Consider the following 22,133-nt stretch of genomic DNA (forward strand, 5'->3'; position numbering starts at 1 on the left):
CTGTTTTTCCTTGGCGTGCCGATCCCGATCATCATCCTGATCGCCCTGTTCGTGCACTGAAGCCTCGTTCCCCTCAGGCCTGCCTGTCCCGGTCGTCGGATCGACCCCGGGCAGCAGGCCTTTCACTGGCCTGGATCAATATTCCCTCTCGCGGTATCCCCTACCGTAAAACTTCCACGCCCTTGCCGCTGGATCGACTACATTGCTTGCGCGCGCACTGTTGTTGCGCTGACGCAGGACCGCTGCCTGCCCGATAGAGAGACAAATCCCACGGGCCGGCAAAGGTGTAGTGCAGCAAGGAGCTGACGCAACCTCACCTGAACTTTTCACGGATGATTCGCAATGCACTGCCAAGAAAGAACCTTTGATATCCAGCCGTTGGCGCAGGCGGATATGACTGTCCACATCAACGGCCAACCCGTCACCGCCGCCATCGGCGAAACCGTCCTCAGCGTCATTCAGTCCCTGGGCGTGCGCCAGGTCGCGCGCAACGACCACAACCAGATCAGCGGGGCCTACTGCGGCATGGGCGTGTGCCAGTGCTGCCTGGTGAAGATCAACGGGCGGCACAAGCGCCGCGCCTGCCAGACCGTGGTGCGCGAGGGCATGCGCATCGAGACCCAGGTCAACCGCATCCACGGTCAGGAGGTCGTATGAGCCAGCATCCGGTCATCGTCGGCGGCGGTCCGGCGGGCATGGCGGCGGCCACCGAACTGGCCCGCCATGGTGTGCGCTGCATCCTGCTCGAAGAGGCTTCGCGGCTGGGCGGCGTGGTCTATCGCGGACCTCTGCGCGACGGCGTGCAGCTGGACTACCTGGGGCCGCGCTATTCCGAGGTGCTGGGCAAACTGCACGGCGAATTCCGCGAGCAGGCCGGGCTGATCGACGTGCGCCTCAACCACCGGGTGGTCGGCGCCGAGGGCACGCGTTCGCTGGTGGTGCTGGACGGCGACGAGCGCCTGCACGAGATCGCCTATCCGCAACTGCTGCTGGCGGCCGGCTGCCATGAGCGCAGCGTGCCGTTCCCCGGCTGGACGCTGCCGGGCGTGATCATGCTCGGCGGCCTGCAATTGCAGATCAAGAGCGGCGTGGTCAAGCCGCAAGGGCCTGTGGTGATCACTGGCACCGGGCCGCTGCTGCCGTTGGTGGCGTGCCAGTTGCACGCCTCCGGCGTCAGCGTAGCGGGCGTCTACGAGGCCTGCGCGTTCGGCAAGATCGCCCGGGAAAGCCTGGCGCTGCTGAACAAGCCGCAGCTGTTCCTTGACGGCGTGAGCATGCTGGCCTACCTCAAGCTGCACGGCATTCCGATGAACTACGGCTGGGGCGTGGTCGAGGCCCATGGCGAAGGCGAACTGACGAGCGTCAGCGTGGCGCCGTACTCGGCGACCTGGGAGCCGGACATGAGCCGCGCCGAGCGTATCGAGGCCAAGACCCTGGCGGTCGGCTACGGCTTCATCCCGCGCACCCAACTGAGCCAACAGATGGGCCTGGACCACGGCTTCAGCGACGACGGCTACCTGCGTGCCAACGCCGATGTCTGGCAGCAGAGCAGCGAGCCCCACGTGCACCTGGCCGGCGACATGGGCGGCATCCGCGGCGGCGAGGCGGCGATGCTCGCCGGCAAGATCGCCGCGACCTCGATCCTGTTGCAGCGGGGCGTGCTGGAAGAAGAACTGGCGCGGGTGCGGCGCGACCGCTACCTGGGCAAGCTCAAGGCCATCGTGCGCTTCCGTGCGGCGGTGGACCGCTACACCGAACGCGGCGTCGGCCAGACCGCGTTGCCGGCGGCGGACACGGTGATCTGCCGCTGCGAGCACGCGACCCGCGCCGACATCGACCGGGCGCTGGAGCAGGGCGTGCAGGACATCGCCAGCCTGAAGATGCGCACCCGCGTGAGCATGGGCGACTGCCAGGGGCGGATGTGCGTCGGCTATTGCAGCGACCGTCTGCGCCAGGCCACCGGCCGCCGCGATGTGGGCTGGCTGCGGCCGCGTTTCCCGATCGATCCGATTCCTTTTTCCGCGTTCCAGTCCCTCGGCACGGAGGCCGTTTCCCATGAGTAAGTTCTATGACGTGGTCATCGCCGGCGGTGGCGTGATCGGCGCGTCCGTCGCCTATCAGCTGTCCAAGCGCAAGAACCTGAAGATCGCCCTGATCGACGCTAAGCGCCCCGGCAACGCCACCCGCGCCTCGGCCGGCGGCCTGTGGGCCATCGGCGAGTCGGTGGGGCTGGGCTGCGGAGTGATCTTCTTTCGCATGATGTCGGCCAACCGCAAGCGCGAGACCCAGGGCGCGGCGGTGGCGGTGGACGCCAGCACGCCGCACATCCTGCCGCCGTCGTTCTTCGATTTCGCCCTGCAGTCCAACGCCCTGTACCCGGCGCTGCATCGGGAGCTGGCCGACAACCACGGGATGGATTTCAAGTTCGAGAAGACCGGCCTCAAGTTCGTCATCTACGACGACGAGGACCGGATGTACGCCGAGCACATCGTCGGCTGCATCCCGCACCTGGCCGACCAGGTGCGCTGGCTCGATCAGGCGGCCCTGCGCGAATCGGAGCCGAGCGTCAGCCATGAGGCGCGCGGGGCGCTGGAGTTTCTCTGCGACCATCAGGTCAGCCCGTTCCGCCTGGCCGACGCCTACACCGAAGGCGCCCGGCAAAACGGCGTGGACCTGTTCTTCAACACCAACGTCACCGGGGTGCTGCACCACGGCTCACGGGTGACCGGCGTGCAGACCGCCGAAGCCGGGGTGTTCCATTGCAAGACCCTGGTCAACGCCGCCGGCGCCTGGGCGGCGGACTTGAGCGAATGGGCCACCGGGGTGCGGATCCCGGTGAAACCGGTGAAAGGCCAGATCCTGCTGACCGAGCGCATGCCCAAGATCCTCAACGGCTGTCTGACCACCAGCGACTGCTACGTGGCGCAGAAGGACAACGGCGAGATCCTGATCGGCAGCACCACCGAGGACAAGGGCTACGACGTGACCACCACCTGGCCGGAAATCGCCGGGCTGGTGCAAGGCGCGGTGCGCTGCCTGCCGGAGCTGGCGGACATCAACCTCAAGCGCACCTGGGCCGGGCTGCGGCCGGGCTCGCCGGACGAACTGCCGATCCTCGGGCCGATGGCGGGGGTGGAGGGTTACCTCAACGCCTGCGGGCACTTCCGCACCGGGGTGCTGACCTCGGCGATCACCGGCGTGCTGCTCGACAAGCTGATCAACGATGAACCGCTGCCGCTGGACATCACCCCGTTCCTGGCGGACCGCTTCGGGGCGACACCGGTCAAGGAAGAGCGGGAGCTGGAAATGGCGTGATCCGGAAGCGGCCTGCCCTCGGCGGTGGCTGACACACCGCCATCGCCAGCAGGCTGGCTCCCACAGGGGATCTCTGGTGTCTGCAGAATCTGGGCTCACCGCAAAGCCCTGTGGGAGCTGCGGTGCGACGACTCGACTTGCCAGCGATGAGGCCGGCACAGCTGGCCTCTTCGACGGCTGACACTCCGCATGGGCCTAGGCCTTGCGCGATTGCTCTTCCAACTGATCCGACTCGAACAGCCTTGCCAGTTCCGCCCGGGCTTCCTGGGCGGTCTGCAGCACCTTGGCCGCGTCGTCGTACACCGCGTGCTGGGCTTCGAGCACCTGTTCGTCGTGGTGCTTGAAGCGCTTGATCCGCGCATCGGCCTGTTCCTGGGTCAACCCAAGCCCGACCAGGGTGCGGCGGCTCATCTCCAGGCTGGAGTAATACGTCTCGCGCACCGCTTCGGCCCCCACATCCACCAGCCGGTGCACGTGCTGACGGTTGCGCGCCCGGGCGATGATCTTCATGTGCGGGTAGAGCTTGCGCACGACCTCGGCGGTCTTGATGTTGGTCTCCGGATCGTCGGTGGCGATCACGAAGTATTCCGCATCGCCGACCTTGGCCGCGCTGAGGATTTCCGGACGCATCGGGTCGCCGTAGAACACCGGCACGCCGCCGAAGCTGCGCGACAGCTCGATGGTTTCCACCGAGGTGTCCAGGGCCACGAACTTGATGTTCTGCGCCCGCAGGATCCGCGCCACGATCTGGCCCATCCGGCCCATGCCGGCGATCACCACCCGCGGGGTGTCGGTGTCGATCTGGCGGAACTTCTCCGGCACTTCCACCGGCTGCACCTTGGGGCTGACCAGCCGCGCGCAGATCAGCATCAGCAGCGGCGTGAGCGCCATCGACAAGGTGATGGTCAGCACCAGCAGGTCGTACAGGCGCGGTTCGAACAGGCCTTGATCGCGGCCGATCTTGAACACCACGAACGCGAATTCACCGCCGGCCGCCAGCACGATGCCCAGGCGCACGGCACTGATCTTGCTCAGCCCGCCGGCCAGCCGCCCGACCACGAACAGCAGCGGCAGCTTCAGGGCGATCAACAGCAGCGTCAGCCCCACCACGGTGACCGGCGCGCTCAGCAGCAGGCTGAGGTTGGCGCCCATGCCGACGCTGATGAAGAACAGGCCCAGCAGCAAGCCCTTGAACGGTTCGATCTGCGCTTCCAGCTCATGGCGGTATTCCGAGTCCGCCAGCAGCAGACCGGCGAGGAACGCCCCCAGCGCCATCGACACGCCCACCAGATCCATCAGCCACGCCGTGCCGATCACCACCAGCAGTGCGGTGGCGGTGGAGACCTCCGGCAGCCCGGTCTTGGCCACCACGCGAAACACCGGACGCAGCAGATAGCGCCCGCCGATCACCACCACGGCGATGCTGCCTAGCACCTGCAGGCTATGGCGCACATCGTCGGCGCCGCTGGTGTGGTGATCGACGCCGGCCAGCATCGGCACCAGCGCGATCAGCGGGATCGCGGCGATGTCCTGGAACAGCAGGATCGCGAACGCCAGCCGCCCATGGGGGCTGGTCAGTTCCTTGCGCTCGGCCAGGCTCTGCAGGCCGAACGCCGTGGACGACAACGCCAGGCCCAAGCCCAGCACAATGGCGCTGTTGAGCGTTTGGCCGAACACCGACAACGCCACCACGCCGATCACCGAACCGGTCAGCAGCACCTGGGCCAGGCCCACGCCGAACACCGATTTGCGCATTACCCACAAACGTCGCGGCGACAGTTCCAGGCCGATGATGAACAACAGCAGCACCACGCCCAGTTCGGAAATGTGGCTGACGCTCTGCGGATTGCCGATCAGGCCCAGCACCGATGGGCCGATGATCACCCCGGCGAACAGATAGCCGAGCACCGCGCCCAACTGCAGGCGCTTGGCCAACGGCACGGTGAGCACGGCGGCGAAGAGAAAGACGACGGCGGCTTGCAACAGGTTGCCTTCATGGGGCATGGCACAACTCCAGAACTCGGTACGGCGGGGGAGCAAGGATAAAGGCTCACCCCGCGACGTACCACCGGCGCAGACCTGGTGCGACTGTCCCTCGGATCACTGTGGAGGGCCAGCCTGCTGGCGATGGCGGTGTGTCAGGCACCTTCGATGTCGGCTGAACTGGCCTCATCGCTGGCAAGCCAGCTCCCACAGGCATCTCGGGTGTTCGCAGGACTCATGTACACCACAAGGGAGAGGTGGCATCCGAAAGCGTTTACTTATGTAAAGTTAGACTTTGGTCTTAGGTTAATTCAGCTGAAAAGTTACCGAGTAGTTACTCGAAAAACAGCAGGCATTGATCTTGAGACTTTTTATTGATTCAAGTCACATAATGATCAAGTCCCCGGCCCGTGGGCGGCTGATTCGTTAAAGTCGACTTGAATCTGGAACGATGGTTTCAGGTTTTATTAGTGTACTGGATAGTTCATATGTGCCCCGGCTGTTAAACTTTCGTTGCAATGATTGACAAAGCGTTTGTCCTGACTCTACTATTTTTCCCGCATCACAAAGTACTAACGGCAATTATAAGAAACCGCCGGAAGTCACCCGAGATTCAACCCGTCGGAACCACGACTTCAGGAGAGGTGGGTTCCGGTCATTCGCTTGTGTTGTCATGACATTTGCCAAGTGTGCAGAGCACGTCGTGAAGCCGCATCCAGGACGGATGGGCAGACAAGCGATCTTCAGTGAAGTTTTCATAGGGACTTGAAACCTTGTACTCGCATTCCGTCAGCCCGCCTTGTATGCGGACATCATCTATTCGATCCATGATCCGCCCGTCAGCGGGGCTGCGTCGGCCTCACGCGGTTGCCGGGTCATCTGCTTGCCTAGCGCATGCCCGTCGCCCGCAGCGTTCCGCTGACCGGCCGACGTCGGCAAACACCTCCCGTCTGCGGCCGGCCCTTGCGTGCCCGGCGCTTTCGCAGCGACATTCAAATGAAGTTTTCACAAGGAGTTGAAACTTTGAACTTTGAATTGATCGATCCCGAATAACGACGGTTTTCGTCTGGCCGGCGGAGAACGTCTGTCATACACCTGAAAATAGAACAATGTTTTTCGCTTAATGCCGCGAAGGCAGGCGTATGCGCGTTGTTTGGAGCAATTGATGATTGCTCGTGCATTCGTTCGCCTTTGATTTGTGAAGTTGCATCTCTGTTGTTTTATGGCGCGGCCGGAAGTTCCTGCTGCGGTGAGCAAACAAGCACATTTAATGTGAAGTTTTCATAAGGACTTGAAACCGTGCACTCAGACTCCATTGGATCAGCGCGTCAGCGAACCCAGACCGATCAGATGCCGGCCGGCGCATCCAAAGGAGCAGTGCCGGACGGGGCAAACGCTCAGGCCCAGGCGTCGTCGCTGCGTATCCAGCACTACGACAGCCGCGCGGTGTACGCGCAGGATGCGGCCCCCGGCGAACGCATTTTCCTGAGCGGCCAACAGATGCTGGTGCGGCTGCTGTTCACCCAGGCCGCGCTCGACCGGGCCAACGGCCTGCGCACGGCGGGGTTCGTGAGCGGCTACCGCGGCTCGCCGCTGGGTGGTGTGGACCGGGAACTGATGAAGGCCAGCGGCGCGCTGGAGAAATCGGACATCCGCTTCCTGCCCGCGATCAACGAAGACCTGGCGGCCACCGCGCTGATCGGCACCCAGCGTGTCGAAACCGACCCGAACAAACGCTACGACGGCGTGTTCGGCATGTGGTACGGCAAAGGCCCCGGCGTCGACCGCTCCGGCGATGCGATCAAGCACGGCAACGCCTACGGCTCCTCGGCCAAGGGCGGCGTGCTGGTGGTCACCGGCGATGACCACGGCTGCGTGTCGTCGTCGCTGTCCCACCAGTCCGACCGCACCCTGATCGCCTGGGGGCTGCCGGTGATCCACCCGAACGGACTCGAAGACTACGAACGCTGCGGCCTGTGGGGCTGGGCGCTGTCACGCGCATCCGGCCTGTGGGTGGGTTTCAAGGCCATCACCGAGACGGTGGAGGCGACCACCTCGGTCGACGCGTCTCCGTTGCCTGAGTTCGTCACCCCAGAAGTCGATCCGGGACCGGACGGCCTGCACTGGCGCTGGCCGGACCTGCCCGGCATGCAGATCGAACGGCGCATGCCCTTCAAGTTCGCGGCGGCCCGGGCTTTCGCCCTGGCCAACCCGCTCGACACCGCCGTCACGGCACCGGAACAACCGAAACTGGTCATCGGCGCGGTCGGCAAGGCCTACGGCGATGTCCGCCAGGCGCTGCAGCAGTGCGGCGTCACCCTGCAACAGCTGGAAGACGCCGGCGTGGCGCTGCTCAAGATCAGCCTGGTCTATCCGTTGTCGCCGGTGCTGGACGAGTGGGCGACGCGGGCCGACCAAGTGCTGATCATCGAAGAGAAGCAGGCCATCGTCGAAGAGCAGCTCAAGCACAAGCACTACAACACCGTGGCCGACCAGCGCGCGGTGATCATCGGCAAGACCGACGAAAACGGCCAGCCGCTGGTCTGCGATCACGAAGAGCTGCGGCCGTCGCGGATCGCGGCGATGCTCCAGCAGCGGCTGCAGGACCTGGGCATCGCGGTGCAGATGCCGACCTACTGGCTCATGCCTGCGGTGACGCGTGACCACGCCTGGATCCGGCGCACGCCTTACCTGTGTTCGGGCTGCCCGCACAACACCTCGACACTGGTGCCCAAGGGCAGCGAGGCGCGCCTCGGCATCGGTTGCCACGCCATGGCGGCGCGCATGCCCGAGCGCTCCACCAGCGGCAGCGTGCAGATGGGCGGGGAAGGGGTGGACTGGATCGGCCAGGCGCCCTTCGTCGAGACGCCGCACATCTTTCAGAACATCGGCGACGGCACCTTTTTCCATTCCGGTTTCCTGGCGATCCGCCAAGCCATCGCCGCCGGTGTGACCATCACCTACAAGCTGCTCTACAACGACGCGGTCGCCATGACCGGCGGCCAGCCGATCGACGGCAAGCTGACGGTGAAGAAGGCCGTGGAACTGGTGAAGGCCGAAGGCGCCCAGCGCATCGTCGTGGTGGCCGATGACCTGGAGCGCTACCGCGAACAGGACTGCCTGCCCGGCGGCATCGAGCTGTATCACCGCGACCGGCTGGAGGACGTCCAGCTGCAGTTGCGCCAGACCCGCGGCGTCAGCGTGCTGGTGTTCGACCAGGTCTGCGCCACCGAAGGCCGCCGACGCCAGAAGCAATTGCCGGCCCCGGCGGTGAAGACCCAGGTCGTCATCAACGAAGCGGTGTGCGAAGGCTGCGGCGATTGCCAGGTCAAGTCCAACTGCCTGTCGGTGACCCCGGTGCAGACGCCGTTCGGCACCAAGCGCCGCATCGACCCGCATTCCTGCAACACCGACCTGTCGTGCATCAAGGGCTTCTGCCCAAGCTTCGTGACGGTGACCGGCAAGCCGCGGGCACAGCGGCGCCGGGTGGCCGACAGCGCCCAGGTGCTGGCGCGGGCCGCGGCATTGGCGGCGCCGCTGCCGTCCCGTTCGCTCGACACCCCTTACGAAATGCTCCTGGTGGGCATCGGCGGCACCGGGATCGTCACGGTGGCGCGCACCATCGCCCTGGCCGCCCACCTGGACGGCCGCGCAGTCAGCGTGCTCGACTTCACCGGCTTCGCCCAGAAGGGCGGCGCCGTGCTGAGCCACATCCGTCTGGCCAACCAGGCGCAGACCCTGCACCAGCACCGCATCGACATCGGCGGCGCCGACCTGCTGCTGGCCGCCGACCTGGTCGTGGCCAGCGAGGACGATGCGCTGGCCACGCTGCGGCCGGAAAAGACCGTGGTGATCGCCAACAGCGCGCAGACCCAGACCGGCGCGATGCTGCGCAGCACCGACCTGCGCATCGAGACCCAGGCGATCGTCGACCTGCTCAAGCAAAAGGTCGGCGCGGACAACTACCACAGCCTGGATGCCGGGCAACTGGCGGACACCCTGGTCGACCCGATGCAGGCCAACATGCTGATGCTGGGCTACGCCTGGCAGCGCGGCACGGTGCCGGTGTCGCAGGTAGCGCTGAACAAGGCCATCGACCTGGCGGGCAGCGCCGCCGCCAACCACCTGGCCTTTGCCTGGGGCCGGCTGCTGGCGCAGGACGCCGCGTTCGTCGCGCCTTACCTCGACCCGAGCGCTACCGCAGGCGAGGCCGTGAAGACCATCGCGCTGCACGACATCAGCGCTGCGTCCAACCCCCGTGACAGCCTTGTCCGGTTGATCGAGCGCAACAGCGAATACCTGACGCACTACCAGAACGCAGACTACGCCGCCCGTTACCGCCGCGTGGTGAACATCGTGCGCGCCGCGCCGTCCGTCGGCGACGGCAGCGCGCTGACCGAAGCGGTCGCCCGCAACCTGTTCAAGCTGATGGCCTACAAGGACGAATACGAAGTGGCGCGGCTGCTGACCTCTGACCGTTTCCTGCAATCCCTGGCCAGCCGCTTCGAAGGCCGCACCCGTTTGACCTTCCACTTCGCCTTGCCGTGGCTGCGCGACAAACAGAAGAAGACCGAGTTCTCCGGCTGGGTGTTGCCGTTCCTGAAGATCCTGGCCAAGGGCCGCGTCCTGCGCCATACCCGGTTCGACCCGCTGGGCTGGTCCGCCGAGCGGCGCGAGGAAAGGCGCCTGATCCAGGACTATGAAGCCATGCTGCAGCGCCTGCTGCCCGAACTGACCCAGGAGAACCTGCCGCAGTTCATCGCCTGGGCCAACCTGCCGGATTCGATCCGTGGCTACGGCCACGTCAAGGAACGCTCGATCGCCGCTGCGCGCCTGCGCGAGAAGGCGCTCATCGAACAGATCCTGCTGGGCCAGCACCCCGTCCCGATCCACCGCGAAGCCGCCGGCGTCGAGTCGTGGGTGCCGCCCGCGATCCATGCCGCGCCTTCCAGCAACGAAGCCGAACGCGATGTGATGGAAGCGTCGTGATTGCCGGGGGGCTGCCGGCCCCCTTGCCGAAAGAGAGCAGGCCCATAACCTCTTCAAGGATGAGTTGACCGATATGAACAACGACACCATTGCACCCGACCTGCTGCACAAGGGCTCGGCGGACGACGTTCTGATCTGCGCGCCGAAAGTCGCGCTGCCGCTGCACCTGGACGAAGCGACCCTGGCGGCCGCTGCGCACAACCCGCTCTCGCGCCGCTTCGGTACAGGCACCGACGGCCAGGCCGCCTTCGGCGTGGCCCCCGAGCTCATGAAGCGAAACCGCTTGGGCGCGGCGTTCGCCGAAGGCGGCGAGGCGCAGAACGAGTGGGAACGGGTGAGGGCGCTGCCTTACCAGATCGTCGCCCCGCAGGGCGCCCTGGAGGGCGACGACCCTGAGCAGGCCGTGGCGCAGCTGTGCGAAGCGATCCCGGCCATCCGCCGCTCCAGTTCGTTCCGTTTCATCAACAACGCCGACAACTACTTCTTCTACCGCAAGTCCCACGAGCACGTGCCCGGCACGATGTTCATCGAGGCGGCGCGCCAAGCGGTCTATCACCACCTCTACCACCACACCGGCCATGCACGGGGTGATGTCACCGTCAGCGTCAACGAGCTGAACGCGAGTTTCTTCGCCTACGCCGAGCTGATGTACCCCATCGAGCTGGTGGTCGACAACATGACCCCGACCGACGCCGAATCGCCGAAGAAGATCTTCTTCCGGGTCTCGTTCTATCAGCGCCAGACCCTGTTCGCCACGATCGACACCAAGGCGACCGTCATCGACATGCGCCTGTTCGAGAAGACCCGCAACATCTTCATCCACGCCAGCGATTGGTTCACGCCGATCCACCAGTCGAAGCTGACCTGCACCCTCAGCGACAGCCAGGGCCGCAAGGCAGACGTGCTGCTGGTGGGCCTGGGCAAGGACGGCTGCGTGACGACGACGCCGGAGGTCGGGTTCATCGATGCCGTCACGCTGCACCTCGGCTACGAGGGCAAGTTCGAGTTCTCCAGCGCCGTGCGCAGCGTCGGCGAGGGCAAGTACACCTCGTGGGAATTCCCGACGTTGGGCTTCAACGACCTGCAGGTCCTCAGCGACATGATCAAGCGCGGCTTCGTTCACCTGGACGAGGCGGCCCTCGGGGCGCTGAGGCAATGACCGTGACCACCGGCAAACCGATGCCCGCCACCGTGGCCCTGCATTTCGGCGCGCAGGCGGTCGCGAAGAATCGACTGTACTTTTCGTCGCTGGGCATGGACCTGTGCGACGGGAACGGCTTTCCCCGGCCGGAATTCTTCAAGGTCTACCAGTCGCTGATGTACGGCGGCAGCGGCTTCGGTTTCCTGGGCAACGCCAGCGTGGACGCCGAGGCGCGCTACAACGGCCGTGGCCTGCGGCTGACGTCGCCGGCCCACGCCGAGGCCCTGCGCCCGCTGTTCGAGGCGGCCCGCCAGCGCGACTTTCCGCTGGGCGTGCAGCTGCAGCACTACGGACCGCAGGCGTTGCCGTCGGCGCAGGGCGAGATCCTGACGCCCAGCGGCATCGCGTCCCCCGCCATCCTCAAGGCGTTTCCCGAGGCGCGGGCGGTGGCGATGACGCACACGCAGATCCTGCGCTGCATCGACCAGTTCGCCGCCGCTGCGCTGCACGCCCAGCAGGCCGGCGCCGCGCTGATCCAGATCCAGGCCTCGAACGGTTACCTGGTCAGCAGCTTCCTGTCGCCCCGCACCAACCGCCGCGAGGACGAGTGGGGCGGCAGCCCGCTCAAGCGCGCCCGGCTGCTGCTGGCCATCGTCGACGGCATCCGCCGGGCCACCGGCGACCGGGTGCCGGTCACCGTCCGCCTGGGCATCGACGACGGCCTGGGCGAGGACGGGCAGCAGGCCGTGCTGCTGGGCGATGTGGTGGTCGCCCTGGAGGCCGCCGGGGTGGCGGCCATCACCTGTTCCACCGGCGTCAGCGAGACCTTTCCGTTCTTCTTCAAGAACAAGGACAAGGCGCTGGCGATGTCTCGCGAAGGCTGCCGCTACCTCAAGGGGTTCGTGCGCATCCCGATGGGCTTCACCGGCTCGGTCAGCGGCGTGGCCCAGGCCAACGAAATCATCGGCTGCGGCGACGCCGACTTCATCGGGTTCGGCCGCGCCATGCTGGCCGACAACCGTTTCGTCGCCAAGGAACTGGCCGGCCGCGACGCCGAGGTCACGCGCTGCCGGGGCGATGCGTTTTGCTTTCGCGACAAAAAGGATCCCATGGCCGAGCGGGTGTACTGCTGCGTCAACCCGGATTACCGGCGGCCGGAAAAACTGCAATTGCACTATGAGGAAAGCCTGAAATGAACTTCACCGGAAAAATCGCCCTGGTTGTCGGCGGCACCCGCGGCATCGGTTTCGACGTCAGCCAGAAACTCGTCGAAGCCGGCTGCATCTGCTACATCACCGGCCGCAACGAGGACGACGGCCTGACCGCGCAAAGCCGCCTGGGCGACAACTGCACCTTCATCAAGAGCGACGTCACCGACGAAGCCTCCGTGGCCGAGCTGTTCCGCGTCATCCACGACCGGCACGGGCGGCTGGACCTGGCGGTGAACAACGCCGGCGTGACCTCCAAGCATGCGCCGATCCGCGAGATGGACTTCGCCGACTGGAAACGCGTGCTGGAGATCAACCTGCTGGGCCCGCTGCTGCTGCTCAAGCACGAGACCAACCTGATCTCGAAACACGCCGGCGGCGCGATCGTCAACGTGTCGTCCTGCGCCGGCCTGCTCGGCGTGGCCAAGCAAAGCGCCTACTCCACCAGCAAGGCCGCCCTGAACATGCTGACCCAGGTGTGCGCCATCGAGTCCGCCGAGGAATCCCTGCCGGAGCGCCATTCGGTGCGCGTCAACGCGGTGTGCCCCGGCCCGACCATGGGCGGCATGAACTCGGAAGAGCGCCTGAAGGCCAACCCCGAATCCACCAAGCACAAACTGCAGGTCACGGTGATGAAACGGTTCGCCGCCGCCAGCGAGATTTCCGCCGCGATCCTGTGGCTGCTCAGCGACTCGGCCTCGTTCGTCACCGGCACTGTGATGCCGGTGGACGGCGGTTTCTCGGCCGGGAAATTCTGATGGGCCGGCCAGAGCGCGACCCGGCCCGGACGCCGGGCAAGCGGGTGTTCATCACCGGCGTGAGCAGCGGCATCGGCGAGGCGCTGGTGGAGCGGCTCCTGCAGGACGGCTGCACCGTCTTCGGCACCGCCCGGCGCGAACCGTACCGGTTCATGAACCACCCGAATTTCCGGTTCCGGCCGTTCGACCTCTCAAAGACCGGCGACATCGGCGAGCTGTTCAAGGGGCCGTTCGCCGAGATCCTGAGCCAGGGCGTCGACGTGCTGTTCCTCAACGCCGGCGTCAGCGGCAACGTGCCGGCTCGCGCCGAGGCGTTTTCGCTGGAGGAGGTGCAGCACGTGCTCAACGTCAACGTGCTGGCGAACAAGGCCATTCTGGACCTGGTCCTGGCTTCGCCCCATCGGCCGGCCACCTGCGTGCTGTCGGCGTCGATGGCGGGGGTGCGCTTCCGTGCGGGCACGCTGACCTACAGCCTGTCGAAGGCGGCGCTCAAGGCGCTGGGCGGTGTCTATGCGCAAGAGAACCCGGAGATCTTCTTCGCCGTGCTGGGCCTGTGCAACGTCAACACCGGGCTGTCCCGGCAGGTGAGCTTCAGCGAGCGGACGGCGCAGTTTCCGGAGCTGCTGTCCCTGCAGCAACGGGCCCTGGTGCCCGGTTACATGGTCTCCGCCGCCCAGCGCGCCGAGGACATCCGCAACGTGATCGCCGCGCCCGCCGACTACGGGGTGAAGAGCGGCGAGTTCGTCGACATGCGCACGGTGCTGGCCCATCACGAGAAAACCCGGGAACCGTTGCCCCAAGCCTGACGAACCCCTGAACGCGCACCCCCAATAAAGGAATGTTGGAATGCTGAACACCGTCAAAACCCTCGTCGAAGCCGTCGTGCGGCAACAGGACCTGCTGCTGCCCGAGCCCATCGATCTGTCCCGGGGCGAGGACAGCCCGCTGTATGGCATCGAAGGCACCATCGACTCCATGACCCTGGTGTCGATCATCGTCGACACCGAAGAGCAGATCCGCAGCCGGTTCGGCGTCGAGGTCCACCTCGCCGACACCTCCGACCTGCCGCCGACCGCCACGCCGTTCGCCACGCTCGGCACGCTGGCCGCCTACGTCATGAGCCGCCTGTCGCCTGCGCTTGAAGCCCAAGCGAGCTGATCCGGCGACCGCACTTTTATCGAGAGGTGGATATGCAAGTTGTCGAGTTTCTGAATCACCTGAAAGACGGCGCGGACAAGCCGGCCATCGTCAGCGACGAGGGCCGTTTCTCCTACGCCCAACTGCATGAGCGGATCCACGCCTATGGCGAGGAACTCGCGTCCCGCGGCATCAGCGACGCCTGCGTCCTGCTGGTGGACAACTACAGCTTCGACAGCGTCTGCATGCTGTTCGCGCTGTGGCTGCGCAACAACGTGGTCGCGCTGTCGGTGCCCAAGGCCGACGAGCAGTTGGCGCACCTGGCCGAAGCGTCGGGCGCGCGGTTCACCGTGACGGGCGGCGGTTCCCAAGGCTTCGCGTTCGCGGCCCATGAAGCACGTGCGCTGCCGGCGACCGTCGAAGGCCTGCTGGCGCGCCGCGAGGCCGGCTTCATCGTGTTTTCGTCGGGCTCCACCGGGCCCGCCAAAGGCGTGGTGCACGGTGTGGCACCGTTCTTCGACCGCTACATGAATGCCGAGCGGTGCGGCGCCATCCTGGCGTTCCTGCTGTTCGACCACATCGGCGGGCTGGTCACCGTGCTGCAGGCGCTGGCGACCCACGGCACCCTGGTGCTGCCGAAGGAGCGTTCGCCCCAGGAGGTCGGCCGCTGCGTCGAGTCGTTCCAGGTGCAGACGCTGCACGTGTCGCCGACGCTGCTGAACCTGGCGACGATCACCGGCGTGTTCCAGAAGTGGGACACCCGCAGCCTGCAACGCATCTACTTCGGTTCCGAGCCGAGCTCCCCTGAAGCCATCCAGCGCATCGCCAACCTGCTGCCGGACGTGAAACTGCGCCAGCTCTACGGCATGTCGGAAATCGGCGTGCTGCCGTGCGACGTCAAGGCCGGCGACAGCGCCTGGATGAAGATCGAGGATCCGGCCTACCGCCTGCGGGTCGTCGACGGGATTCTGCAGGTGCGCGGGCCGACCAACATGCTCGGCTACCTGACCGGCCCCGGCGACCTGACGGACGACGGCTACCTGATCACCCACGACCTGACGGATGAGCACGAGGGGTTTTTCCGGGTTTCCGGGCGGGCGGTGGACGTGATCAACGTCGGCGGCAAGAAGGTGTTCCCGGCGCACGTCGAGAGCGTATTGATGGGCGTCGACAACGTGTCCGACGTGGTCGTGTACGGCCAGCCCAACCCGTTGCTCGGCCAGATCGTCGCGGCGCGCTTCACCTTGCTGGCGCCCCAGGCGCTAGAGGACTTCAAGGCCGTGCTGTACGCCAAGGTCCGCGGCGTGCTGGCGCCGGAACAATTGCCCAGGGTGGTGTCCGTCAGCGATACGCCGCTGATCACCAGCCGTTTCAAGAAAATGCGCCATCCCGGCGTCCTCAGCGGGTCGTGAGCCCCGATTGCCATCAAACGATAAGGAAATGACACATGGCTGACATGGAAAAAATGCGCGCAAGCATCGCCGACATCCTGTCCATCCCCCTGGACGAACTGAAGGGCGACACCTTGCTGGAAAGCAGCGACTTCTGGGACTCGATGGCGCGCATCTCGATTGTGGCGCTGGTGTTCGAAACCACCGGCACGACCATCTCCGGCGAAGAGATCGAAGGCGTGGTGACGGTGCAGGACATCTTCGACCTGGCCGCCGGGAAAGTGAAAGGAGTGGCCTGACCATGCACACCATTTCCGGGGTTGCGGTGCGCGCGGTCACGGCCGCGCTGCCCGAACGCAGCGTGGGGCTGGACGGCTTCGCCGAGCTGTTCGGCGCCAAGGAAGTCGCCCGCATCGCGAAAAGCACGGGCATCGAGTCGGTCAGGGAGACCCAGACCCTGCACACGTCCGATCTGGTGATCGCCGCGTGCCGCCACCTGCTCGATCAAGGGCTGTGCGCCGCCGACGACATCGACGGGCTGATCGTGGTGACCCAGACGCCGGATTCCTGGGCGCCGGGGGTCGGCTACATCGTCCAGCAGGCACTGGGCCTGCCGCAGCATTGCCTGGTCATCAACGTGACCGCCGGCTGTTCCGGCTATGTCAGCGCGCTGGTGCAAGCGGGGGCGCTGATCTCGGCCGGGGCCTGCAAAAGGATCCTGCTGTGCACGGGCGACGTGACCACGCGGATTCTCGACGAGCGTGACCGGCACGTGAAAATGCTGTTCGGCGACGCGGCGTCCGCCACGTTGCTGGAGGCGGGTGACAGTTCGTTCGAGTTCGTCTGCGGCACCGACGGCAGCGGCCGCGAGGCCCTGGCCTCGGACATCGCCTACACCCGGGACGCGGACAGCCAGGCCTGCGCAAGCATCCGCTGCCTGCAGATGGACGGCACGGCGGTGATGAACTTCGCGCTCGCCCGGGTGCCGCAGACCGTCAAGGCGCTGCTGGACGACACGGGGCTGAGCCCTGAGACGCTCGACCTGCTGGTGCTGCACCAGGCGAACGGCTTCATGCTCAATTACCTGCGCCGGATGATCGGCGTCGCCCCGGAGAAAATGCCGGTGGACATCGACGGCGTCGGCAACACCAGCTCCACGTCCATCCCGATCGTCCTGTCGCGGCATGCCGCCGTCGGCACGCCGCAGGCGCAGCACGTCGTGCTGTGCGGCTTCGGCGCCGGGCTGTCGTGGGGCGCGATGAAGGTCGACCTTCGCCAGACCCGTGCCGTGGCGCCGTGCTTCGTGCCGGAAAAGGCTGAACCGGCGGACGCAGAGGTGCGTGCGCAAGCCTAAGCTGTCTGTGCGGCGTGGCGGTGCCCTGGGTTTTCAGGGGCACCGTCACACCCGCTCGTTTGCCCCTCAAGGGAGTTTTCATGAACCCGACATTCTGGACGGCACTGGGCATCATCCCGAGCCGGGCCGTTGCGCCCTGGATTTCGCCTTCGCCGTTTCTGCCGACGTTCCAATTCTATGAATGCCATGAGTCGGGCACGATCCTGGCGTCACCGGAGCGCATCATCGACGCGGTCTGCGCCTTCGACATGCGCGAGGACCGCGTCGTCAACGCGCTGCTGTCGCTGCGCGAGCTGCCGGCGAAACTGCTGAGGATGCTGGGCAACCGGCGCACGCAGCCGGCCGGCGCGCCGTTCGGCTTTGATTCGTTCACGCCGCTGCAACGCACTCCGGACGAAGTGTCCATGGGCCTGGCGGGGCGTTTCTGGCGCCCGGACCTGAACGTGAACCGCGTCCCGGATGCGCAGGCGTTCACGGCGCTGGACGACCCGCGCATCGCCCGGCTGGTGCTGCGTTTCCAGGTCATCGAGCAAGGGCAAGGCGCCCGCACGCTGCGCACCGAGACCTTCGTGCATTGCCCCAACACCCGCACCCGCCTGCTGTTCACGCCTTATTGGCTGGCGATCCGTCTGGCCAGCGGCTGGATACGCCGACGCAACCTGGCCGCCATCGAGCGGCAGCTGTCGACGGCGGGCCGGTAGGGTGTCCGCTGCTGTAATGATTTGCATCAATTGGTAACATTCATAGCCTCCGCGAATCAATCCAGCCCGAGTCCCGCCATGGCCATCAACTTCGACCTCAACGACCTCCAAGCCTTTCGCGCCGTGGTCGAGCAGGGCAGTTTCCGCAAGGCCGCCGACACCGTGCGCCTGTCGCAGCCGGCCCTGAGCCGGCGGATCGAAAAGCTCGAAGACGCCCTCGGCGTGAAGCTGTTCGAACGCACCACGCGCAAGGTCAGCCTGACCCAGGCCGGGCGCGGTTTCATGCCCAGCGTCGAGCGCCTGCTGGACGACCTGGACGTGGCGCTGCTGGGCATCAGCGAAGTGGCCTCGACCCGCCTGGGCCACGTCACCGTGGCGTGCGTGCCGTCGGCGGCGTACTACTTCATGCCCCGGGTGGTGGCCCGCTATCACCGGCAGTTCCCGAGGATCAAGGTCAAGGTGCTCGACTCCAGCGCCCACGACGTGCTCAGCGCGGTGGTCAATGGCGAGGCGGACTTCGGGCTGAGTTTCATGGGCACCCAGGAGGCGGGGGTGGATTTCGAGCCGTTGGTGCAGGAAAGCTACGTGGTGGCCTGCCGCCGCGACCATCCGTTGGCCGGGCGCAGCAGCGTGACCTGGGACGAGTTCTACCGCCAGGACTACATCTCGCTGGACAAGACCTCGGGCAACCGGTTTCTGTTGGACCAGGCGTTGACCCACGTGGTGCCGCAGCGCCCGAGCATCTGCGAAACGCGGCACGTGACGACCATGATCGGTCTGGTGGAGGCGGGGCTGGGGGTGGCGGCGGTGCCGTTGATGGCGATGCCGGCGGCGGACCATCCGATCCTCACGCGGATCCCGCTGACCGAGCCGCAGGTGATGCGCAGCGTCGGCATCATCAAGCGCCGGGGTCGCACCCTGACCCCGGCGGCGTTGGAGCTGGAACGGCTGGTGGTGGAGATGAAGGTGCAGCCGGTCAGCGCTTGACCGAGTCCAGCCCGGTGGCCTGCACGTCGGCCTGGGCGGCCGGTGCGGCGAGGTAGGCGAGCAGCGCCTTGGCTTCCTGCGGGTGCTGCGCGCCCACCGGGATGCCGGCGGCGAAACGGGTCACCGACTGCACCGCTTCCGGGATCTTCGCCACGAAACTCACCCCCGGCACCGGCAGCAGTTCGCTGACCTGCTGGAAGCCCAACTGGTAATCGCCGCTGGCGACCACCGAGCCCACCGGGATTTTCGGGATCATCTTGGCCTTGGGCTTCAACTGATCTTCGATGCCCAGTTTCTTGAACAGCTGCTGCTCGATGTACACGCCGCTGGCGCTGTCGGAGTAGGCCACCGAGTGCGCGTCCAGCAGGGTTTTCTTCAGGCCTTCGACGCTGCCGATGTCCGGCTTCGGCGCGCCTTCGCGCACCACCAGGCCGATCCGCGAGTCTGCCAGTTCCACCCGCGAGGCGGGGTCGACCTTGCCTTGCTTGATCAGGTCGTCGAGGGCGTAGCCGACCATGATCACCACGTCGGCCTGCTCGCCACGGGCGAGTCGGTTGGGGATCGCTTCCGGCGCCTTGCCCATCGACGGGCCGAGGACCGTGTCGAGGGTGTTGCCGCTGCTGGCGGCGAACTTCGGGCCGAGGATCTTGTAGGCCGCGGTGAAGCCGCCGGAGGTCATCACCCGCAGCTCTTCGGCCTGGGCCCACGCGCTGATGGCGAACAGGGCGAGGGCGGTGAGGCTGATCAATTTTTTCATGGCAGGCTCCTTACGCCGCGACCGGTTGCAGACGGCCGCCGGCACGGCGGTACAGGTACAGCGTCGCGCACAGCGCGCACAGTGCGCCGACGCTCATCCAGTAACCGGGTGCGGCCTTGTCGCCGGTGTATTCGATCAGGAACGTCGACATCGCCGGGGTGAAGCCGCCGAACACCGCCGTCGCCAGGCTGTAGGCCAGCGAGAAGCCCGCCACCCGTACTTCCACCGGCATGATTTCGGTGAGCGCCGGGATCATCGCGCCGTTGTACAGGCCGTAGATGAACGACAGCCACAGCAGCGCCAGCAGCATGTGGCTGAAGCTCGGTGCCTGCACCAGGAACGACAGCGCCGGGTAGGTGGTGGCCAGGGCCAGCAACGCCATGGCGATCAGCACCGGACGCCGGCCGATGCGGTCCGACAGCGCGCCGCCGACCGGCAGCCAGCAGAAGTTCGACACACCCACCAGCAAGGTCACCAGCAGCGCGTCGGAGGTGCTCAGGTGCAGCACGGTCTTGCCGAAGGTCGGCGCGTACACGGTGATCAGGTAGAACGCGGTGGTGGTCAGGGCCACCATCAGCATGCCGCCCAGCACCACGGTCCAGTTGCGACCCAGGGTGCGGAACACTTCGCCCATGTTCGGGCGGTGCTTGCGTGCGGCGAACTCTTCGGTCTCCGCCAGGTTGCGCCGCAGCAGGAAGATGAACGGCACGATCATGCAGCCGACGAAGAACGGAATCCGCCAGCCCCAGTCGGCGATCGCCTGCGGCGCCATCCATTGGTTCAGCGCATAGCCCAGCGCCGCCGCGACGACGATCGCCACCTGCTGGCTGGCCGACTGCCAGGCGGTGAAGAAGCCGCGGTTGCCCGGTGTGGCGATCTCCGCCAGGTACACCGACACGCCGCCCAGCTCCGCACCGGCGGAGAAGCCCTGCAGCAGGCGCCCGATCAGCACCAGCGCCGGGGCGAACAGGCCGATGGTCTCGTAGCCGGGCACCAGCACGATCAGGATCGTGCCGCTGGCCATGATCGACAGGGTGACGATCAGGCCTTTGCGCCGGCCCACGTCGTCGATGTACGCACCGAGCACGATGGCCCCCAGCGGACGCATCAGAAAGCCTGCGCCGAACACCGCGAAGGTCATCATCAGGGAGGCGAACTCACTGCTCGCCGGAAAGAACACCGCCGCGATCTGCGTGGCGTAGAAGCCGAACAGGAAGAAGTCGAACTGTTCGAGGAAGTTGCCCGAGGTGACCCGGAAAATGGCGCCGGCCCGCGAGCCGCCGTGTGGGATTGAGGCTGTCATAGAAAAGTACTCCACCGCTTTTATGACGTGCGCGACGGGAGGGCGGCGCACGGTTTTTATTGGGGCGGATAGTGGCGCAGCAGGATCGATCTGTTAATTGCATTGTTGGCATGGATTGATGCGCTGTGCGGATCAATGTCGGGTCCTGCGCGAGCCCTCGCTGGCGATGACGTCAGAGAAGGCACCGAAGGGCAGGCGCGAGTCGATCAGCTCAGGACATAGTCCACCGGCGTGAGCGCCGGCGGCAGTTGCGCGGCGCCGAGTTCCGAGAGGATGTCGCGCTCGATGTTGCGTACCAGCGCATCGGTCGGCAGGTCGTTCTCGTCGCGGCCGAAGGGGTCTTCCAGTTCGTCGGCGATGGCGTCCAGGCCGAAGAAGGTGTAGCTGACGATGGCGGTGAACAACGGCGTCAGCCAGCCCAGCGGCTCGGCCATGGCGAACGGCAGCAGGATGCAGAACAGGTAGATCGTGCGGTGCAGCAGCAAGGTGTAGGGGAAGGGCAGCGGCGTGTTCTTGATCCGCTCGCACACCGCCTGCGCCTGGGTGAGGCTGGTCAGGTGGTTGGCCAGCAGCATGTAGCGCCACTCGCTCAGCGCACCGCTTTGATGCAGGTCCGAGCATTGCTGGCCGATCTGCTGCAGGATCCGCCCGCTGTAGTCCGGCACCTGCGCATCGGGTTTGGGCGTGACCCAATCGGCGCTGGCCGCCGCTTCGTCTTCCCGGCGCAGCCGCGCATTGAGCGCATGGGCGAAGCCGCAGAGGTTGCGCAGCAGCGAGCGGCGCTCGGCGGACTCGCGGATGACGTGGGTCTCGCGGATCACCGAGCGGACGTGCACGATCACCTCGCCCCAGGCCTTGCGCGCCTCGTACCAGCGGTCGTAGCAGGCGTTGTTGCGAAAGTTCATGAAGATCGACAGCGACAGCCCGAGTAAGGTGAACGGCGTGGCGTTGACCTTGGTGAAGTTGCTCGGGTGCAGGATTTCCACCAGCACGATGGCCGACGCCAGCAGCGTGACCATCAGTGCGCGCATCGCGATGCGTTTGGCGATCGACCCCTTGAGGGTGAAGAGGATGGCGAACTGGTTGACCTTGGGTCGGATGATCATGCA

18 protein-coding genes are annotated in these 22,133 nt (G+C 66.0%); 14 read left to right on the forward strand and 4 right to left on the reverse strand.

Annotated elements, in window-relative coordinates:
* The first annotated feature begins 342 nt into the window (after positions 1–342).
* From CAG31_RS08805 to hcnC, 3 genes are read left to right on the forward strand one after another with little or no spacing between them, the layout of a single operon-like run.
* Positions 343–657: a (2Fe-2S)-binding protein gene (locus CAG31_RS08805; RefSeq protein ID WP_085579950.1), complete on the forward strand. Its 315-nt coding sequence runs from the start codon at positions 343–345 to the stop codon at positions 655–657.
* A complete protein-coding gene (gene hcnB / locus CAG31_RS08810) occupies positions 654–2,063 on the forward strand; it encodes a cyanide-forming glycine dehydrogenase subunit HcnB (RefSeq protein ID WP_085579952.1) in 1,410 nt (469 codons plus the stop codon). The genes CAG31_RS08805 and hcnB overlap by 4 nt, the downstream gene beginning before the upstream one ends.
* Positions 2,056–3,315, forward strand: coding sequence for a cyanide-forming glycine dehydrogenase subunit HcnC (gene hcnC / locus CAG31_RS08815; protein WP_085579954.1), 1,260 nt, complete (start codon positions 2,056–2,058; stop codon positions 3,313–3,315). Before hcnB ends, hcnC begins: the two co-directional genes overlap by 8 nt.
* A gap of 195 nt (positions 3,316–3,510) precedes the next feature.
* On the opposite strand, the gene CAG31_RS08820 is transcribed toward hcnC, so the two are convergent.
* The gene (locus CAG31_RS08820) at positions 3,511–5,319 is read right to left on the reverse strand and encodes a monovalent cation:proton antiporter-2 (CPA2) family protein (RefSeq protein ID WP_085579956.1); all 1,809 of its coding nucleotides are present in this window, start codon (positions 5,317–5,319) and stop codon (positions 3,511–3,513) included.
* 1,356 nt (positions 5,320–6,675) lie between these two features.
* On the opposite strand from CAG31_RS08820, the gene CAG31_RS08825 reads away from it, so the two are divergent.
* The 11 genes from CAG31_RS08825 to CAG31_RS08875 all read left to right on the forward strand — a co-directional run bounded on the left by CAG31_RS08825 (position 6,676) and on the right by CAG31_RS08875 (position 18,964).
* Positions 6,676–10,287: an indolepyruvate ferredoxin oxidoreductase family protein gene (locus CAG31_RS08825; protein WP_256575479.1), complete on the forward strand. Its 3,612-nt coding sequence runs from the start codon at positions 6,676–6,678 to the stop codon at positions 10,285–10,287.
* Between the two features lie 73 nt (positions 10,288–10,360).
* Positions 10,361–11,446: an AfsA-related hotdog domain-containing protein gene (locus CAG31_RS08830; protein ID WP_085579960.1), complete on the forward strand. Its 1,086-nt coding sequence runs from the start codon at positions 10,361–10,363 to the stop codon at positions 11,444–11,446.
* Positions 11,443–12,624, forward strand: coding sequence for an NADH:flavin oxidoreductase (locus CAG31_RS08835; RefSeq protein WP_085579962.1), 1,182 nt, complete (start codon positions 11,443–11,445; stop codon positions 12,622–12,624). Before CAG31_RS08830 ends, CAG31_RS08835 begins: the two co-directional genes overlap by 4 nt.
* On the forward strand, positions 12,621–13,394 hold the full coding sequence (locus tag CAG31_RS08840; protein WP_085579964.1) for an SDR family NAD(P)-dependent oxidoreductase: 774 nt from the start codon (positions 12,621–12,623) through the stop codon (positions 13,392–13,394). The genes CAG31_RS08835 and CAG31_RS08840 overlap by 4 nt, the downstream gene beginning before the upstream one ends.
* On the forward strand, positions 13,394–14,200 hold the full coding sequence (locus tag CAG31_RS08845; RefSeq protein ID WP_085579966.1) for an SDR family oxidoreductase: 807 nt from the start codon (positions 13,394–13,396) through the stop codon (positions 14,198–14,200). The genes CAG31_RS08840 and CAG31_RS08845 overlap by 1 nt, the downstream gene beginning before the upstream one ends.
* Positions 14,201–14,240: 40 nt before the next feature.
* On the forward strand, positions 14,241–14,552 hold the full coding sequence (locus CAG31_RS08850) for a hypothetical protein (protein WP_085579968.1): 312 nt from the start codon (positions 14,241–14,243) through the stop codon (positions 14,550–14,552).
* Between the two features lie 32 nt (positions 14,553–14,584).
* The gene (locus tag CAG31_RS08855) at positions 14,585–15,943 is read left to right on the forward strand and encodes a class I adenylate-forming enzyme family protein (protein ID WP_085579969.1); all 1,359 of its coding nucleotides are present in this window, start codon (positions 14,585–14,587) and stop codon (positions 15,941–15,943) included.
* Positions 15,944–15,978: 35 nt separating this feature from the next.
* The gene (locus CAG31_RS08860) at positions 15,979–16,221 is read left to right on the forward strand and encodes an acyl carrier protein (protein WP_085579971.1); all 243 of its coding nucleotides are present in this window, start codon (positions 15,979–15,981) and stop codon (positions 16,219–16,221) included.
* A 2-nt stretch (positions 16,222–16,223) separates the two neighbouring features.
* Positions 16,224–17,276 carry a ketoacyl-ACP synthase III gene (locus tag CAG31_RS08865; protein ID WP_256575480.1) on the forward strand — a complete coding sequence of 351 codons (1,053 nt, stop codon included), beginning with the start codon at positions 16,224–16,226 and terminating at the stop codon, positions 17,274–17,276.
* A gap of 80 nt (positions 17,277–17,356) precedes the next feature.
* Complete coding sequence (locus tag CAG31_RS08870; protein ID WP_085579975.1) at positions 17,357–17,977, forward strand: DUF2867 domain-containing protein; 621 nt, start codon at positions 17,357–17,359, stop codon at positions 17,975–17,977.
* 78 nt (positions 17,978–18,055) lie between these two features.
* On the forward strand, positions 18,056–18,964 hold the full coding sequence (locus CAG31_RS08875; protein WP_085579977.1) for a LysR family transcriptional regulator: 909 nt from the start codon (positions 18,056–18,058) through the stop codon (positions 18,962–18,964).
* Here CAG31_RS08875 and CAG31_RS08880 read toward each other — a convergent pair.
* The 3 genes from CAG31_RS08880 to CAG31_RS08890 all read right to left on the reverse strand — a co-directional run bounded on the left by CAG31_RS08880 (position 18,954) and on the right by CAG31_RS08890 (position 22,130).
* Positions 18,954–19,721, reverse strand: a complete 768-nt coding sequence (locus tag CAG31_RS08880; RefSeq protein ID WP_085579979.1) for a substrate-binding domain-containing protein — start codon at positions 19,719–19,721, stop codon at positions 18,954–18,956. The two genes, CAG31_RS08875 and CAG31_RS08880, sit on opposite strands and share 11 nt — an antisense overlap.
* Before the next feature lie 10 nt (positions 19,722–19,731).
* A complete protein-coding gene (locus CAG31_RS08885; RefSeq protein WP_085579981.1) occupies positions 19,732–21,024 on the reverse strand; it encodes an MFS transporter in 1,293 nt (430 codons plus the stop codon).
* A 206-nt stretch (positions 21,025–21,230) separates the two neighbouring features.
* Positions 21,231–22,130, reverse strand: coding sequence for a bestrophin family protein (locus tag CAG31_RS08890; protein ID WP_085579983.1), 900 nt, complete (start codon positions 22,128–22,130; stop codon positions 21,231–21,233).
* Between the last annotated feature and the right edge of the window lie 3 nt (positions 22,131–22,133).

Origin of the sequence: Pseudomonas sp. R25(2017), from assembly GCF_002112565.1 — a bacterium.
Taxonomy (GTDB): Bacteria; Pseudomonadota; Gammaproteobacteria; order Pseudomonadales; family Pseudomonadaceae; genus Aquipseudomonas; species Aquipseudomonas ekonensis.

What these genes read in the sequence shown, in the direction of transcription:
- CAG31_RS08870 (WP_085579975.1), top strand. Translation starts at nt 17,357, where the DNA reads ATGAACCCGACATTCTGGACGGCACTGGGCATCATCCCGAGCCGGGCC.
- hcnB (WP_085579952.1), top strand. Translation starts at nt 654, where the DNA reads ATGAGCCAGCATCCGGTCATCGTCGGCGGCGGTCCGGCGGGCATGGCG.
- CAG31_RS08855 (WP_085579969.1), top strand. Translation starts at nt 14,585, where the DNA reads ATGCAAGTTGTCGAGTTTCTGAATCACCTGAAAGACGGCGCGGACAAG.
- CAG31_RS08840 (WP_085579964.1), top strand. Translation starts at nt 12,621, where the DNA reads ATGAACTTCACCGGAAAAATCGCCCTGGTTGTCGGCGGCACCCGCGGC.
- CAG31_RS08850 (WP_085579968.1), top strand. Translation starts at nt 14,241, where the DNA reads ATGCTGAACACCGTCAAAACCCTCGTCGAAGCCGTCGTGCGGCAACAG.
- hcnC (WP_085579954.1), top strand. Translation starts at nt 2,056, where the DNA reads ATGAGTAAGTTCTATGACGTGGTCATCGCCGGCGGTGGCGTGATCGGC.
- CAG31_RS08875 (WP_085579977.1), top strand. Translation starts at nt 18,056, where the DNA reads ATGGCCATCAACTTCGACCTCAACGACCTCCAAGCCTTTCGCGCCGTG.
- CAG31_RS08845 (WP_085579966.1), top strand. Translation starts at nt 13,394, where the DNA reads ATGGGCCGGCCAGAGCGCGACCCGGCCCGGACGCCGGGCAAGCGGGTG.
- CAG31_RS08880 (WP_085579979.1), bottom strand. Translation starts at nt 19,721, where the DNA reads ATGAAAAAATTGATCAGCCTCACCGCCCTCGCCCTGTTCGCCATCAGC.
- CAG31_RS08820 (WP_085579956.1), bottom strand. Translation starts at nt 5,319, where the DNA reads ATGCCCCATGAAGGCAACCTGTTGCAAGCCGCCGTCGTCTTTCTCTTC.
- CAG31_RS08885 (WP_085579981.1), bottom strand. Translation starts at nt 21,024, where the DNA reads ATGACAGCCTCAATCCCACACGGCGGCTCGCGGGCCGGCGCCATTTTC.
- CAG31_RS08865 (WP_256575480.1), top strand. Translation starts at nt 16,224, where the DNA reads ATGCACACCATTTCCGGGGTTGCGGTGCGCGCGGTCACGGCCGCGCTG.
- CAG31_RS08830 (WP_085579960.1), top strand. Translation starts at nt 10,361, where the DNA reads ATGAACAACGACACCATTGCACCCGACCTGCTGCACAAGGGCTCGGCG.
- CAG31_RS08805 (WP_085579950.1), top strand. Translation starts at nt 343, where the DNA reads ATGCACTGCCAAGAAAGAACCTTTGATATCCAGCCGTTGGCGCAGGCG.
- CAG31_RS08890 (WP_085579983.1), bottom strand. Translation starts at nt 22,130, where the DNA reads ATGATCATCCGACCCAAGGTCAACCAGTTCGCCATCCTCTTCACCCTC.
- CAG31_RS08860 (WP_085579971.1), top strand. Translation starts at nt 15,979, where the DNA reads ATGGCTGACATGGAAAAAATGCGCGCAAGCATCGCCGACATCCTGTCC.
- CAG31_RS08835 (WP_085579962.1), top strand. Translation starts at nt 11,443, where the DNA reads ATGACCGTGACCACCGGCAAACCGATGCCCGCCACCGTGGCCCTGCAT.